General features: G+C 37.7%; 17 protein-coding genes. 8 read left to right on the forward strand and 9 right to left on the reverse strand.

Annotated features, from left to right (window positions below):
- The 6 genes from FDF36_RS09540 to FDF36_RS09565 form a co-directional block, all read right to left on the reverse strand.
- A complete protein-coding gene (locus tag FDF36_RS09540) occupies nt 1–726 on the reverse strand; it encodes a hypothetical protein (RefSeq protein ID WP_220391179.1) in 726 nt (241 codons plus the stop codon).
- 4 nt (nt 727–730) lie between these two features.
- The gene (locus tag FDF36_RS09545; RefSeq protein ID WP_220391180.1) at nt 731–1657 is read right to left on the reverse strand and encodes a relaxase/mobilization nuclease domain-containing protein; all 927 of its coding nucleotides are present in this window, start codon (nt 1655–1657) and stop codon (nt 731–733) included.
- Nucleotides 1623–2006, reverse strand: coding sequence for a MobC family plasmid mobilization relaxosome protein (locus FDF36_RS09550; RefSeq protein WP_220391181.1), 384 nt, complete (start codon nt 2004–2006; stop codon nt 1623–1625). Before FDF36_RS09550 ends, FDF36_RS09545 begins: the two co-directional genes overlap by 35 nt.
- Nucleotides 2007–2163: 157 nt before the next feature.
- Nucleotides 2164–3186: a toprim domain-containing protein gene (locus tag FDF36_RS09555; RefSeq protein WP_220391182.1), complete on the reverse strand. Its 1023-nt coding sequence runs from the start codon at nt 3184–3186 to the stop codon at nt 2164–2166.
- Between the two features lie 134 nt (nt 3187–3320).
- On the reverse strand, nt 3321–4676 hold the full coding sequence (locus tag FDF36_RS09560; RefSeq protein WP_220391183.1) for a DUF3987 domain-containing protein: 1356 nt from the start codon (nt 4674–4676) through the stop codon (nt 3321–3323).
- Nucleotides 4677–4781: 105 nt separating this feature from the next.
- Entirely contained in the window at nt 4782–5024 is a 243-nt protein-coding gene (locus FDF36_RS09565) for a hypothetical protein (protein WP_220391184.1), read from the reverse strand.
- A gap of 139 nt (nt 5025–5163) precedes the next feature.
- Between FDF36_RS09565 and FDF36_RS09570 the strand changes: the two genes are divergently transcribed.
- The 8 genes from FDF36_RS09570 (at nt 5164) to FDF36_RS09605 (ending at nt 12660) form a co-directional block, all read left to right on the forward strand.
- The gene (locus tag FDF36_RS09570; protein ID WP_220391185.1) at nt 5164–5823 is read left to right on the forward strand and encodes a helix-turn-helix domain-containing protein; all 660 of its coding nucleotides are present in this window, start codon (nt 5164–5166) and stop codon (nt 5821–5823) included.
- A gap of 218 nt (nt 5824–6041) precedes the next feature.
- The gene (locus tag FDF36_RS09575) at nt 6042–7184 is read left to right on the forward strand and encodes an AAA family ATPase (protein ID WP_220391186.1); all 1143 of its coding nucleotides are present in this window, start codon (nt 6042–6044) and stop codon (nt 7182–7184) included.
- Nucleotides 7181–7801: a DUF3226 domain-containing protein gene (locus FDF36_RS09580; RefSeq protein ID WP_220391187.1), complete on the forward strand. Its 621-nt coding sequence runs from the start codon at nt 7181–7183 to the stop codon at nt 7799–7801. Before FDF36_RS09575 ends, FDF36_RS09580 begins: the two co-directional genes overlap by 4 nt.
- Nucleotides 7802–8253: 452 nt before the next feature.
- Complete coding sequence (locus FDF36_RS09585) at nt 8254–8994, forward strand: Fic family protein (protein WP_220391188.1); 741 nt, start codon at nt 8254–8256, stop codon at nt 8992–8994.
- A gap of 2 nt (nt 8995–8996) precedes the next feature.
- Nucleotides 8997–9758, forward strand: a complete 762-nt coding sequence (locus FDF36_RS09590; protein ID WP_220391189.1) for a Fic family protein — start codon at nt 8997–8999, stop codon at nt 9756–9758.
- A gap of 493 nt (nt 9759–10251) precedes the next feature.
- On the forward strand, nt 10252–11337 hold the full coding sequence (locus FDF36_RS09595) for a hypothetical protein (RefSeq protein WP_220391190.1): 1086 nt from the start codon (nt 10252–10254) through the stop codon (nt 11335–11337).
- A gap of 152 nt (nt 11338–11489) precedes the next feature.
- A complete protein-coding gene (locus FDF36_RS09600; RefSeq protein ID WP_220391191.1) occupies nt 11490–12242 on the forward strand; it encodes a GNAT family N-acetyltransferase in 753 nt (250 codons plus the stop codon).
- A gap of 124 nt (nt 12243–12366) precedes the next feature.
- Nucleotides 12367–12660 (forward strand): hypothetical protein, encoded by a 294-nt coding sequence (locus FDF36_RS09605; RefSeq protein WP_220391192.1) that lies wholly within the window; start codon nt 12367–12369, stop codon nt 12658–12660.
- Nucleotides 12661–13004: 344 nt separating this feature from the next.
- Here FDF36_RS09605 and FDF36_RS09610 read toward each other — a convergent pair whose 3' ends face one another.
- The 3 genes from FDF36_RS09610 to FDF36_RS21230 are packed head-to-tail and all read right to left on the reverse strand — an operon-like array spanning nt 13005 to nt 16350.
- Complete coding sequence (locus FDF36_RS09610; RefSeq protein ID WP_220391193.1) at nt 13005–15191, reverse strand: glycosyltransferase; 2187 nt, start codon at nt 15189–15191, stop codon at nt 13005–13007.
- The gene (locus FDF36_RS09615; protein WP_220391194.1) at nt 15188–16219 is read right to left on the reverse strand and encodes a glycoside hydrolase family 130 protein; all 1032 of its coding nucleotides are present in this window, start codon (nt 16217–16219) and stop codon (nt 15188–15190) included. Before FDF36_RS09615 ends, FDF36_RS09610 begins: the two co-directional genes overlap by 4 nt.
- Entirely contained in the window at nt 16219–16350 is a 132-nt protein-coding gene (locus FDF36_RS21230; protein WP_259281404.1) for a hypothetical protein, read from the reverse strand. Before FDF36_RS21230 ends, FDF36_RS09615 begins: the two co-directional genes overlap by 1 nt.
- Nucleotides 16351–16495 lie beyond the last annotated feature (145 nt).

Here is a 16495-nt window from a genome sequence, read left to right on the forward strand (position 1 = left end):
TTATGGCTTCCCTAACTTGTTCGCCTGTTCCTTTAAATGTTTAGCTTGCTCGTCCAGCAGCCTTGCCTTTTCCAGTGCTTCCGCTTGCTTTCGGCTTCGGTATTCAAAATCAATCACCGTATCAGTCAGGCTTTGGATAAAAGCGTTATCCCGTTCCCGGCTGAAATTCATTTCCAGCAAATTGATGTCGCTTCCCTCTGCTTTTCCTTTCATCAGGAGATAACGGTATTTTATATCATTGTCCTGTAACTGCTGCATACGTTCTACAAAACGAATGTTCAACGCCAGCGATACAAGGCAAACGATACATCCTGCTGAAAAAAGAAAGAATTTCGGTTGCAGGAACGGAGTTATCCGGCTTAGAATTCTATCGTAGCGTGAAACGGGTTCCGCCTTTTCAGGCTGCTGCGCATCTGCCGGAAATAATACCTTTAACCGTTCCTTAAAATACCTGTGCGAAGCCACAATCATTCCCTTTATATCTTCAAGGTCTTGTTTCTGATTTTCAGACTGCCCTTTCCTGATACTGCCGATTTGGTTTAGAACCTCCTGCACTGCGTTTTCAGGAATAGTGGGCTTGTTCCGTATCTCCAAAATGCGCTGCTCGATAACATCCAACCGGTTTATCGTTTCCTTCCGGCTGGCAGGTGTAACCTGCTGTTCCTGCTTCTCTTTCAGTTCCGTAACCATAGAGAGAAGCCCCTCTAAAATCAAATTCTCTTCCATACGCCTATAACTTAAATTGTCGTTTCTTTTTCTTCTTCTTTTTTCTTAAATCAGGGTTGTCGGGTATTTCATCAGCCGGAGAGGATGAAGCGGAAAACAGACCGCCCAAACCTGTGACAAATGAATTATCCGCTTTGCCGGGCATGGGTGCTGGCTCTCGAATGGGTTCGCCAACCGACTGCCTATTACTTCCGGCAGTAGTCAGTCCTGCATCCCCGAAATGTTTATCTAATTTTGAATAGCTGAAATTCCGGTCTATCTCCGAACCCTTGAACGTATATTCGCCTTTGGAAAAGGAAATGCCCTGTATTTCATCTGTCTGCCCTTTGTACTTGAACTGAATGCCAATACCTTTTTCAGATAACTGCCGTTGTAGCTGTTGCCAGTTCCGGGATTTGCCGATTTCATTCTTTACAGCCGTGTAAATCTCGTATTTCGATTTGTCCGGCTCTCGCAAACGGTGCTGCTTTACCTGTTCCTTTCCAACAGCAAAGTAAAGTCCGTGTTTGGTTTTCAGTTTCTTGCAAACTTGTTCGTTCCGGTACATATCGTTTTTATCGGATATGGTCTTGCCGTTGTTGTCTATCCGGTTGAATACGATATGCACGTGCGGATGCTCCCTGTCTTGGTGGCGCACGATGATGTACTGCGTATCAGTGATTTTCATTTCACGCATATATTCCTGCGCCAATTGTATCATCTTCTCGTCTGTCAGCTTTGGCACATCCACTGCCGAATAACTTAGTGCAATGTGTCCGACTGGCTTCTTTAAGCCGGGGTTCATTTCGGTTTGCATACAGAAACTGCGTATGATGTGCCGACTACTTTCCGCTAACACTCCCTCGGCATGAAGCAAGGCTGCCTGTTCCTTACCCAGCACATAGTTTACACAACCTTTAAAGCCGCTTCCTTTTTTTATTTTTCCAATCATCCGATAGTTGGTTTATGATTTCAACGATTCTATTTTTCAGTTTCACCAGTTCCACTGCCACCAGTGCGAATCCTCCGGCATTGGCACGGTGCGCCAGTTGGTTGATGTTGTTGGCTTCCCCTGCCAGCTTGCGGATAGTGTCGGCATCCTGCCTGTTCAGCTGGGGTGTTATCTCTGCCGAAACGACCGCTTGCCGGACGTACTCGCTGACGGGCAGACCGGATTCTCCTGCTCGCTTCTTGATGGCGTAGTATTGAAGCTCGGTGAGCTTCGTACTGACTACCCGTTTCTGTTTGTCTATCCGGTTCTTTGCCGGGCGACCTCCTGCCTTGTTCCTTATCTCTGTCATACGTTTTGCTTATTAGTTGAGTATCTTAAAAATTGCGACCAACGGGAGAAATTTTCTTTGCGGATGAGCAAAGCAAGGGTTTCGGTCTACCGAAACATAACCTTGCTCTCCCAAAATCACACTGCTTGCCGTTGGTACATTGCGCCTTTCCTACGGGTTACAACCGTCTGCCCTTTTTTCTTTTTTCACCGGGAGATTGTTTGTTTATCTCTTCCGGTTGCTGGTGCTTGACAGACTGCGTTTGTTTCTCCGGTTGTTGCATCTTCTCCGCTGGCTGGCTGAACATCTTGCATAAGTAATCGTTCAAGTCCTTGTGTCCGGTATATAGATGCGAAGAATCAAGCACACGCCAGCCGTATTCCTTTTGTATGGCTTCGACGGCTTTTCGCCCTGCTTCATCATTATCTAAAAGACAGTGTATTTTCTCGTACTCGCCTAATGGGTACAATGCTTTATTCACGTTGGCGGTTGAGTTCAGGATAATGTAATCCTGCCAGTCGATACAAGGATAAGTCGGGCTGTTCTTATGTCGGATAGTGAGGAAAGAAAGGTAGTCCATAAATCCCTCGAACACAAAACAACTATCATTCTTCTTTCCTGCAAATTGTATGCGTGTTATATCTTTGGGTGAGGTGCAGCCCTTGTAACCGGGATTGCGAAGTTCATACCCTCCGGCATTGTTCTTGAAAGCGAGCGCAAAAAGTGGCTTCCCGTTTACACGGTAATATATCTCTTGCACATAGTCTGCCGCCACTTCGGGTAAAATGCTCCGGCTTTTCATGTAGTTAATGAGTGCTGGATTCTGTAACGCTTGAATTTTACGAATTTCTATCGGATTGGCTGGTTGCTTTCTTTCTTCTTTTGCCGGGTTTCTCTCTGAAAACCCTTTCCCTTGAAAAGAAAAAGTATTGGTGGCGTAATAGCCCTGTTCCAGTCGGCTGATAGCTCCGTAAGCGTTGCATCCGTATTGTTTCATCACAAGGTCGATGAGTGAACCGCCTTCACCTGTTCCAAAGTCACACCAAAGGTTGACACCGTAATCTACTTTAAAACTGGGGGTATTGTCCTGCCGTAATGGGCTGCGGTACATACCATAATAAAGTTTATCCACTACCGGCAGAATGCCCAATGATTCTAAGTAGTCCTTGATACTTATATTGTTAGCTTCTTGATAAGTCATTATCTTTTTTATTTTCGCCTTTTTTAATAGTGGCATAAAGTGTGGCGATTCCTACTTTTATGCGCACGCGTAAATTGTTGATAATCAATGAATAATAAATCAAAATGTGGAAAGTGTGAGAAATGCGGATTTCATTAAATCAGCTTCTTGTACTTTCCGTACTTGACATTCTCAAATAGTATCCCCTTCTTATCTGCCAAAAAACGTTTGAAAGAATCCATTGAGATATTTTGCTTTTGAGCAATAGCAATGCCTTCACCAGTGGAAAATTCCATAGGTAAAGCATTATATAACCTATATTTATCTGTAGTTAATTGCTCTAATGCAGCCGAAGAGTTTGTTATGCCTTGTACTCTTTGTGCTGTAATTCGGAAATATTCAACTATTGATATTGCGCCTTTTACGCTTGTGCTATCTATTTCTACTTTATCGCTTTCATCACAAGCCCATCGTGAAAGTTGCAATATCAAACTAAAGCGTATAACATATATATCCAGTTTACTATATATGCCAACCAATACTTCATCCATTTCGCTATTACATAAATCTGTGTTTTTATGTTGCCAGTGATAAAGTAATTTACGGGCTTCTGTACTAAAAGTAAGTAGATTAGGAACGAGTTCTCCATCTTCATCAGTCACACATTGGATATCAGTTAATCTTTTTACGATTGCAGCCCAAAGAGGGGCTATACTTGTAGATAGTTCAAGCTCGTTCCAGTATTCCTTTTTCAGATTTGGGGGAAAGACAAACAAAATGCGGTCTATAAAACCGTTCTCGCTCCGTTCTCCCTTTGCCAATTCTTTGAGTAGTCCCTTTTGTATTGTGCCAATCACAGAAATAAAAGAGTGCTTGATAAAAGCCGAATTTTTATTTCCCTGTCTATCCAATATAATAGGTTTCCCGCTAAATACAGATAACCAAAACTGCTCTTCCGAACCACTATTATAGCGATTAAAGTTTTTGAGCCAAGACATCAACTCGTCAACGTACAGGCAGATTCCTCTTTTATTATCTTGATGGATGGTAATAAGACGTTCAGGAGTAATATCCGATACGATGAACTTTTTCAGTACTGGTTCTTCCGCTTGTTCTTTATCTTCTTTCTCTTTTTTAGAAGCAAGAATGTATTTTTCATATTCTCTTCGTTCTTTCTGATATTTTACGGATGATTTAATATCCTGTTCAAACAATGGCTGCATGGCAAAACTAAGTGGATGGCTCTTGTTTACTCCTGAACGTCCGATGATTGCCATATATAAAATGGCACGTTCATTCCAGCCTTCCTTTACCTTTGCTACAAAGTTGTTACCTATTCCTACGGATAGGGTAAAACAGATAGCGGAAGCAATAAAGTCTGTTGGATAGCTTAAAGTCGCTTTCGTTTCGCTAATAATTTTCCTTATCGGTTCAGGGAAAACATCTACAGGGAAACCATCATCATCTTTTAGCTCTGATATGCAGATATTTGTTTCTTTGGATATTGTCATGTCAGTTCTTTTATTGGGTAGCGTTCCTTTGCAGAAACGCTACCATACTCTTTCAGGTGGTGGATGAAAAAGAATTTAGTTCAACTTTTAGTTTAGCAATTAGCCTTACTTGTTATTATACTCTTTAATAGAACTCTCAAAAATTCGGTTATCAGCAGTAGCCTTTAATACACCAGCCGCCATAAGGTCTGAGATTTTCTTGTGTGAGCGCCCCATCATTCTGGCTACTTGATTAATACTATAAGTCTTCTCTACATCCGATTCAGGAGGCTTTGGTAACTTCTTATCCAAAACTCTTTCCATTATCTTTTCGATAGCGGATTCTGTAGTAACAATTACTGTTTCCATACTTCTACTTTTTTAATTAGAAAATCTGTTTATTATTTGAACACTAAATTATATTTCTTATCTTTGATGCTGCAAATATAGAAATAATATATTTAAAGCTAAACTATTAGTTTAGTATTTAACTTTTAAATACAATTATATGGTTCATCTTGAAAGAATAAAGGAGTTGTGCGAAAAGAAAAACGTAACAATGAAACAGGCTGCCATCGAATTAGGTATGACAGAGCAGAGCTTGCATAAAATCATCAAGGCAAATTCAACTAAAATAGATACATTATTAAGTATATCTCAATACTTTAACGTAGAACCAGCTTATTTCTTTGATAACTATCTGGCTGGTGCATCGGATGGTGTTTACATCAGTAAAAAAGAATTGGATGGACTTATTAAAAAGGTGATAGCTTACTCGATTCATGGCTTCGGGCTGGTAAAACTTGAATGGGATACTATGGAGCAAAAGTTTAATTCGTATTTCGATAGACTAAAAAAACAGTATAGTCCTGATGCTTCGGATTTAAAGTATATTTCTTCTTTACTGGAAACAGATGTTCATATCACCGATAAAACAACTCCTAAAGATGTAGCGCGAGTATTGATGACCAAAGATGAATTTGATTTCACTTCTACCTATTATTACGGTATTCGCAGAATGGAAGTACAGGAAGAACTTCAAAAACTAACAGCCTTTTTGGATAAACATAATATTCCTATATCCGATTCCATCAAGAAAGATATAGATGAACTTAAAAGTAGGATTAAGTATTATGAAGGTAAGAGTATTATAGGAAACAATAAGTAGTAGGTTTCCATTAAAAAAGAAAAAGGCTTGGTACTTAAGATAATAAAATAGAAATAATTTGTTATCTTATCTATTCTAATTAGATTAAATACTATTTTTGTTATCTATTTAATGGTTAGAAGTCATATATTGTACATAATCTTACTGGTTTGCAAAATATAGAGTTCTAAAAATGGGTTATCCCCCTTAGGTGTTAAATCAAAATAAAATGAAGTAAAATGAAAGCATTAAAAATTAAGAACTACAAGAATTTTGAAAAACTAGCACTAAATGATTTAGCTAGTATCAATTTGATTGTCGGAAAAAATAATGTGGGAAAATCGGCTTTACTTGAAGCAATATCTATTTTTGCTTCAAATGGCGATTTAGAATATATAAAATCAGTATTGGAAAGTCGTGGGGAAAGTGTACGTTTTGCTTCATCTGTAGAAAATTCCACAGAAAAAGAGTTGGAGAGATTCTTGTCTTTGTATCATGATAGAGATATGCAAGCCTTTCTAAATACTCCCATTGAAATATCCGCTGATGAACAAATTGGGCTATTTAATGAGAATATAAGTTTTACTATGAGATTAGTAGAATATATTGAAAGTACAGAGACAGACTCAGAAGGTTTTGAACGACCTTATAAAAAGATTCTAGATAATGACGAGAAATCAATAAGTGAAAATCCAGATACACATATAGGGTTACTATTAACCTATGCAGAGCGTAAAACTTTGTATGTGTTTAATGGAATGCGTAGAAGAAGTACTACTGATTTCTCAAGAGCCTGTGAATATGTTAGAACAAATCAAATTATGGGTGATAAAAATCCATATCTTTTTGATAGAATAGCATTGACTCCGAATGAAAAGCATATCATCGAAGCTCTCCAAATCATTGAACCTCAGATTGAAAATATTAATTTTTTAAAGGACGATAAGGTCTATGGAAAATTTAGTGATGAACGTGTACCATTTGTTGTATTTCCATATAGTACTAAGCGATATAGACTAAGTTCGATGGGAGATGGAATCAATAGAATATTAACTATTATTTTAGCAATGCTAAATTGTAAAAATGGCATTTTATTAATTGATGAATTCGAAAACGGATTACATTACTCTGTTCAATATGAGCTTTGGAAAGTTATTTTTCGACTTTCAGAAGAATTGAATATACAAGTATTTGTAACTACTCATAGTATTGATGCACTTCGAGGATTATCTCAATTGATAAGTGAATATCCGGCTGGAAAGCTGAAAGAAAAAATAGCTTGTTATTATTTACAAAAAACACAAGAAGGGATTATTAATAGTTATCGTTATGATTCAGATAATTTTGAATTTCTAATAAATGGGGGGGAAGATATCAGATGAGTTACGTTAATATTTATATTGAAACTAAAACTACTCTAAATAAGCAAACAAATGAGGAACGATTTATTCGTCATATAGTGCAATTACTTAATGCTGATTTAAAGAATGAAATTAGGATATTTGGAACTGACGGATATACTAATCTAAAAGAGTATGCAAATCAGATGTTGCGAAATAGTGCTGACGGAGGTAAGAATTTAGTTATTTTTGATGCGGATTTTGTTACATCTAATGGAGGATATGAAAAGAGAAGAAAGGATATACTGAATTGGAAGAAGGATTGGGGCGTTGAATTTGAGCTATTCCTTTTTCCAAATAATCAAGAGGATGGAACATTTGAGCATCTTTTGGAATATCTTACTGTAGAAAAGCATAGAGGATTATTGAATTGCTTTAAAGGATATGAGATGTGTATAAACGGTCAAAATAATGAGGAGTATAATGTTCCTGATCAAAAAGCTAAAATGTATACTTATATCAGTGCTTTAAAAAAGACACAACAAGAAACTAGCAAGTTTAAAAATGGAGATTGGTTTTTTGAACGGAACGATTTGTGGAACTTTAATGCAGAATATTTGAATGTATTGAAAGAGTTTCTTTTAAAACATTTATTTTAAAAAATAGATTTGACTCCCAACAAAGAACTCAAATAAGATATAAGTTTCATATTTATATTACTGTGATGAAACTATAGGTATTCTAATATGTTGGGAATTAGTAGATTGTCTTATTGGTTTAAAATCCGACAGAATCTCAAATGCCAATGAAGGATTAGAATGAAGATATCTAATCCTTTTGTTTTTTTAAAGTATTTACGTTCTTTGTGATAGAAGGATTGGAAGTCCTCTCGATATACGGTCCAGGATGTTTTGGTAACTTCTTACTCAATATTCTTTCCAATATCTTTTCGATAACGGATTCTGTAAGAGCTTCAAAAAGTATCTGTTTTCTTGAGTAAACAATATTCCTATTACTGGCACTGTTGAAAAATATTGATGAGCTATAAAGCTGGATTGAGTATTATTGAAGTAAGAGTATAATAGAAAATAGAAATAATTTGCCATTAGCAATGGAACAGATATTTAATAAAGAACAGCAAGAGAAAGCGCAGCTCATATTGAATCATCCTTTGGCGAAGCTATCGGATTTGCGCTCAAATGAGATAAAGGATTTAGCCGTAGTGTGTTGCTACTATTCCGGTAAGATAGAGGGAAATACCTATACTTATGTAGAAACAGAAGCATTGCTTAAAGATGGTATCACTTCTGAAAAGAAGTATGAGGATGCTAAGATGTTGAAGAATTTATATAATACTTTCATCTCCGAGATGGAATATATCAATAAAGGGAAAAATCAGGAAGTGATTGATGAACGTACCTTATTCAGGGTGCATCAATCCATATCTACAGGTTTGGTTTCCGATGAAGAATCAGGTTATTTAAGAACAAGGGCTGTCCGTATTAGCAGTACAGAATATATATCGCCTAAAGACTTGCATGGCATCCGGGCAAAGTTGAATGAAATACTATATCAACAGGAACAATATACAAATCCATTGGAACGAGCCGTTTACCTTCATTGCAACATTGCCAAACTGCAACCTTTCATTGATGGGAACAAACGTACCTCCCGAATGGTAGAAAGCATTGCATTAATGAACGCTGATATTATCCCCGTTTATTCTTCAAGGGATGCTGATATATTGAATTACAGGAAAGGGTTAATTGCCTTTTATGAAACGGGAGATTATTCGCCGTATGCTGATTATTTCCTGAACAAACAAGTAGAACGAATTAAAGAGATAGAATAATCATGAATGAAGATATAAATGTTATGCTGAAAGAGGTGGATGTTCTCAAAGAACAGCTATCATCTTTGCGTCCATTGCCCGAAGAAGCTTTGAAAAAGATTCAGGATGCTTTTGATATTGAATACACTTATGAAAGTAACCGCATAGAAGGTAATACGCTCACTTTGCAGGAAACAGCCCTTGTAGTGAACGAAGGCGTTACCATTTCGGGAAAGTCCATGCGTGAACATTTGGAAGCAATCAATCATGCGGAAGCTATCAGTTATATTAAAGATATTGCCAAACAAGATATAGAGATAAGCGAACGTACCATCAAAGAGATACACGCCCTTATTCTTCATGGGATAGACCGTGAGAATGCCGGAAGATATCGCAACGTTCCGGTGATGATTTCCGGTAGTACGCATATACCACCGCAACCTTATCTGATAGAGAAGCTGATGGAAGATTTCATTCTCCGTTTCAAGCAAATGGAAGCTGAAGATGTGCATCCTGTTCTTATTGCTGCCTACCTGCATGATGAACTGGTGCGTATTCATCCCTTTATAGATGGCAATGGGCGCACTTCTCGCTTGTTGATGAACTTGTATCTTCTTCGTCATGGCTATGTTATCATTACCTTGAAAGGTAGTAATGATGCAAAGGTAAGCTACTACATGGCTTTGGAAAAGTCGCACACGGAACAGTTGCCGGAAGAGTTTCAGAAAGTGGTAGTTGAAGCCGAGATAGCTGCTTTGCGGAAGTATTTGTCTATCATGGCTTAGGTTCACTTTTAAAGAAGAAATAGAATAAATCTTTCCATTTTTTCTTTGCAAATCAAATTTATCAGTTTATCTTTGTGGTTATTAATAAACGATTTAAACAGAATATTTGTTTTACAATTGTTTTACAGTAGCAAGACTAAAAAGATTCTAATCAACTGGAAATAAAGGGATTATCTTGTCGGTTTAAAATCCGCCAGGAACCTCAATCATTACTTTAAATCCCTTGAAAGTCAAGTGCTTTCAAGGGATTTTTTTGTTGGATTCCAATCTGGCGACCAATAAATTCATTCTTTCCACACTATCGCAGTAAAAAATAGGACACAATCCCCCAAATACATATACAAGCCATTTGAGCATATCCGACAGATGAGGATTCCATATTTCCGTATAATATGCCGTAAGGCATATAAAAATGCAGTACATAGTAGAGTGTATTGCATTTTTCTTATATTTGCAAGTACTTTCATGAAAGGTAAAACAAGACTATAAAAAAATGAAAACGAAAAAGTTATCAAAACTACTACTGTTGTTCTTGTGCACAATTAATCTTATTGGTTGCAACAATGAAGAAACGGAATCTGCCTACCATTTGGAGTTGACTGTAAATTCATGCAAAATCATATTGGGCGGTAGTGAATCTGTAAAGCTGACGGCCCATGAAAACACGACATTGGATATAACTGATGGTGAAGTGGCTGATGCTGTTTATACATGGGGTGGAAATACGGAATATGCCTCTGATATCAAAATTACAGGTAAGAGGGATGGAGAAACCGATATTCTCGTTACCGATCATGAAACAGGAGAGACTGCCACGATAAAAGTGGAAGTGACCAAAGCGCCGATGCCTCACCTTGCACTTAAAAAAGGGAATAGGAAAAATGTTTTTGACCGTATGGATTTTTATCTAACAAATGATGGTTCGCAATCTATAACGATGGGATTACTGTCAGAAGTATGCGATTCAATAGTCTGGACAGTGAATGGACAGAAAGGCAGCTATCGGGTGTATGAACGTGAAAGTGGAGAAGGAGTGGTTAAAAGCCATTTGGTCATGGAGTGGGGACACTGCTTTGTATTCTCCGGAGATTATGAAACTTGCCTTACAGCATGGAAGGATAACAAGGTGCTTTACCAAGACATACTTTCGGTTACTATCATTAATGATAAAGATTTTATGGGATTTAATTGGAAGGATGTGACCAATACTTCACAGGCGTGGACTTCTTATGCCGATGTTATCGGCAGTAACCCTGATTTGATGACTACTTATCGGTTTAATGCTGGTGTCCCATCAGTGGAAGTTGCATACTTTAATGTTACGAGCGATAAATATCTGAGCCAAAGCTATAATGGGCTTTATAACTACTTCTGTTCATTCTATTCGCAACCTACTTACGAAGATAAAAAGGATAAGCAAAAGATCTTTCGATTATATGAGGAACTGTTTTCCGAGCAAAAGGTATATCCGAATGCCTATCCGTGCGCTATATGGGTTACAGATAACGCCAATGCTGTTTTATTACTTGACGAAGACGATTCGGCACGCTATATCGTTTATGCAGAACCAAGACAGTGATAAAATTATTTTTTATGCAGGAAACCCTCAGTGAAGTTTTTTCGTTTAAATTCACTACATTGGTGCTTTGTGATTTATTAATAATAGTCATAAAGTGGCACTATCCCGGTCAGTTGGTTGATAATGTCTAAATTTAAAGTGAGGGTGCGTATATGGATACTGATTTTGTAAATTTGACAACAGAAAACCTTGCCGATGAGCATTTATGTTGCATTATCCGCAGTAAAAAGCCACATCAGGGTATTGAAGCAAAGCGGCGATGGCTTTCTGACCGGCTGAATGAAGGTCACGTCTTTAGAAAATTGAATGCAAAGGCTACGGTTTTTATCGAATATGCTCCCCTTGAAACAGCTTGGGTCCCCATAACCGGTGATAACTATTATTACGTATATTGCTTATGGGTTTTAGGTAGTTACAAAGGAAAAGGGTATGCAAAGTCATTGATGGAGTATTGTTTGGCTGATGCCAAAGCAAAGGGTAAATCCGGTATTTGTATGCTGGGAGCAAAAAAACAAAAATCCTGGCTTTCTGACCAATCATTTGCGAAGAAGTTCGGTTTTGAAGTTGTTGATACTACTGATAATGGATATGAATTGCTTGCGCTTTCTTTTGACGGAACAATACCCCGGTTTGCGCAAAATGTAAAGAAGCAGGAGATTGAAAGCAAAGAACTGACGATTTACTATGATATGCAATGTCCCTATATCTGTCAAAATATTGAAATGATAAAACAGTATTGCGAAATGAATGATGTTCCCGTATCTTTCATTCAAGTGGATACGTTACAAAAAGCAAAGGAATTGCCCTGCGTTTTCAATAACTGGGCTGTATTCTATAAAGGAAAGTTTGAGACTGTGAATTTATTGTTGGATCTCAACTATTTAAAGAGGATACTCAAAAAGTGAAAATGTAAATTCGGATATTTTTTGTGAGCTTTGCTGTCTGATCCCATATAATTTTAGGCTTTTTCTTATCAGTAATTAGAGAATTTATTGTCTATTACTTTTGTTGCAAACCTAAAAAAACATCATGAAAAAGATTTTATTTATTCTATTCACAGTTCAGCTTGTTTTGATTCCTCAAATAATAGAGAGTTATGCTGTAAATTCTATCAGAAATAATCATGAATATTCGGCAACTAATCAAGGAAAGAAAACAATCAACAAAGACATTCTTGGAAATACCATTGTTGAGGATGGTAGGGGTTATAAAAAGACCATTAAGACAGATATCTTCGGTAACAAAATAATCGAAAATAATCGTGGGAAAAAACAAGTCGTCAAAAAAGATATATTCGGAAATATTATTATTGAAGGTTACTAAAATATGTATCTAATTGTAATGTGTTAATTTTCGGTGGAAGGATGCCCTTGAGTGGCTGCTATTTTGAATATGCTGATAGTGTCGGTGCAGGCGTAGTTAATACCTCTTGGCATTATATTCACAACTAGAAGTTCACTTCTGGTGTGCCGCCTCACAAAGACTCTTTTTGTATGAAATAATAAAGAAGTAAGAAGATGTGTCAAAATGCATATTCACCACAGATTACACAAATAAATATTATTGGTTGTCAGTAGATTAAAATCATTTTGTGTAAATCCGTGTAATCTGTGGTGAGTTATGACACACCTTCTACCATATATACACTATCTTGTTGACGGTGGTCCTTATATCATAGCCAATCTTGCTAATAAGTAGCAGACTGACGATTCAGCCCCTTGATTCAGGTTTATATTAGTCTCTTCCAGCCCATCATAGCATCCTCCTGTAGCCGGATTATAGATAATTTGGCGGAGATGATTATTACCTTGGAACCAGCTAAAGGCTTCATTCTGTTTCACTGAATATTCTTTTTCACGAAAGGTACTGTGAAATTTAGCTAACGCAATTACAGTTCCTGCCACATCAATGGGCTGCTCTCCGTAGTTGTAGTTTTCTCTGCCTTTGTGTAACCAACCTTTATTGGAGATAACCTTTATTTGCGAACCACAAAATATCTTTTTGAGTAGAAAGTCGAATGATTCTTTTGCTGTATTTTTATATACTTCATTATGGGTGATAGCATAGGCATACAGTAGACTTTCCGATAATACACTATTCTCGTAGGTGAGATAGGTCTCAAACCATAACCAGTTTTCACTTGTGTTAGCTATGTAGTGCTCAACCAGTTTGTTCGCTAACAGACAGATTAGAGAATAAATGTCAGTTGAGGGGAATCTTTGATAATACCAGGATAATCCTTTGATTGCGAATGCTATGCTGCGAGGAGATTGCAGTTGATAAAGGGTACTGATGGCGGATTTGAATACTTGGATAATTTCCGCTATCGGACAACCGGGAAATAACTCATTGTGTAGAATGAAATAACCCAGTGCACTTATTGCTCGGGCATTACTGTCTTCTAGTCCCACCTCCTGATTTTGCGGAGTGAATATTAAGTCTTTATTTACATAATTCAGGAATTTGCCATTTGGTTGTGCGCAGTATATAATGAAATTCAGATATGTCCGGATATACTTTTCGCACGATATATCCTGGGTTTCAATATACATTTGGCATAATGCCATCAGTGCCCGTGCATTGTCATCAAGGGTATACCCTGTGGTGATGTCAGGACGGTTACCTCTTGAAAACTGTACCATGGCAAAGTTATGGCTCATTCGTTTGATATGTTCGATGTTGATAGGAGGTATTGAATAGTTCAATGTTTCTGTAAAGCCAATCTTTTCTTTAAATAAAGAGGCGTAGGCAATGGCTACGTTCTCCCATGCTGTTTCTGCCATTTTCTGCAAACAGACGATTTTCATTTGTTGTTGCTGCTTCCTGTTCATTAACAACTGATTAGTCAGTTCTGTCAATCGTGTCGAATCTCTAAAGTTGAAAATTAGTCCGGCTTCATTTTCCAATAATTCCAGTGCATGGGGAATAGGAGTGGCAATGATGGGGCATCCACAGCTGAGTGCATAAACAAAGGTTCCGCTGACAGCCTGGTTCGGATCATTCGATGTAAACAGATAGACATCTGTAAGTTGCAGATATTCCAAAAGGACATGTAGTTCCAAATATCGGTTGATGAAACGCACATGTTCTTCCAATCCCAGTTCATTTACTTTCTTTTCAAGCATCAGACGGTATGTTTCCCCATTGGTTTTCAGTATGGTAGGATGCATTTTTCCGATGATAAGAAATAAAACAGCTGGATTTTTTTTAATAATACCCGGTAGTGCATCCAAAGTAGTCTCAATGCTTTTCCCTGGGCTTAATAATCCGAAGGTTGATAACACCTGCCTCCCGGAATATCCGTATTTTTCTTTCAGTTTGCGCTTGTCCATCTGTGATACCAGATGGGTGCCATGAGGGATGATCTCTATTTTTCCGGCATTTAGCAGGTAATCTTCTTTTAAGATTCGGGCAGACGTTTGTGTCATCACCACAATAGCTGAACACGTATCTGTTAACTCGTTCAGATATCTTATTTGTTTTTCTGTAGGATGGGGGAGTACTGTATGAAAAACGATGATGACCGGTTTCCCAAGATTTTTTATAAATGCGGGTAGCAGCTCTTCATGTTCACGGAAAAGTCCGAATTCATGTTGTATACAGACTAATTCGATGGCTGTATCCTGTTCTATCTTTTTTGCGACAGTAGCAAATTCATTACTCACTGAGGTATTCAGAGTATATTTCACAATTGGTTCATATTCATGCTGCTCCAGTTTTGACTCCAGTGCACAAACTTTTATTGAGTAAGATTCTCCAAACTTGTTAAGAATGGCCTGAATCAAGTCGTCGGAGAATGTGGCGATACCACATTCTCGTGGTGGATAAGTGGTAATACATACTATCTCTTTCATTTTTTGTAGATCATTAATTCATTGATTAACTCTTGTATCGGTATCGAAGCGCAAGCGACACATTTATCGGCTGCGCCATAATAGATATATAACCGATGGTCAAAAATAGCTGTTCCGGTGGGGAAGCACACTTGATTGACCACTCCTGTTGTTTCGTACTCTTGTTCCGGACTGAACAAAGGATAAGGGAGTCTGGCTATCTCAATTGTAGGATTGTCTTTATCGAGGAGAGCAGCACAAGCTGAATAAACGTATCCGCTCGGCGTATCATGTACGCTATGATAGATCATTAGCCATCCTTCCGGAACTTCTATTGGCGGACAACCGGCGCCAATATAGCTTGATTCGTGGTCATAGTGTGGCTCAAAGAAGATATGATGTGTGAAATTGAGGAAATACTTATCCCAGAAATTATGGGTTAAGTCTTCTAATTTGTCTACAGCTACCCATTGTATATCAGGTTTGATGCGGTGCAGGAAGAAAAATTTTCCATTTATCTTCCGGGGGAAGAATACGACATTTTTATCTGTCAGGTAAATGGGCTTTCCGATAGGAGAAGTCTCTTCCCTCTTATTACCTGAGCGGAAGTATTTGCTGGTATGTTTTCCTTCCAGTATTACCCGTTCTTTAAATTGGCGATAAGTGAATCGGGAAGTGATTACTCCTTTTTTAGTGAAATGTACTAAATCTTCCGACACGGCCAATGCCCCCATGGCACTGAAACCGTCATAAGCAGTGTAAGTGAGATAGTATATCCCTTCTATTTTTACGATTCGAGGGTCTTCTACTCCCTGACATTCATAATCAAATTCGGGGAATAATAACGGAATGCTGTTTCTTTCCACCATTTTCAATGGTCCTTCCAAACGGCAATAGCCTATAGTGGAATGATTGCCTTCTCTGACAGCTCGATAAAACATGTGTACCGTATTTCCTTCGGCAATGACGGCTGGGTTCATCACACTTTCGTTCTCGAAAGTAAGATTCGTTGTTTTCAGTATTATACCTTCTCTTTGTACCTTAATCATTAGGTGGCTTGTTTTATGTGAAGTCCTTTTTCCGACTTACTGTTTTTCTCTCTTTGATAGTCCGTTAAGATTTTGTCACTTTTAGTCGACTTATCTTTCTTTTTTTCTTTTTTTCTCTCTTTACCTTTCATGATTCATTGATTTTTTATGTGAATTGATACTGGAAATTGTAGTGAGTTAATGGGGTAGTTTTCAAATGTACCTATTAAAATTAGCAAAGTAGGTGTCCATTGGATGTTTGTTTCTTTAATTGTGCTTTTTACATTTTAGGGAACA

The sequence above is a fragment of the Bacteroides fragilis genome, from assembly GCF_019583405.1.
Classification (GTDB): Bacteria; Bacteroidota; Bacteroidia; order Bacteroidales; family Bacteroidaceae; genus Bacteroides; species Bacteroides fragilis_B.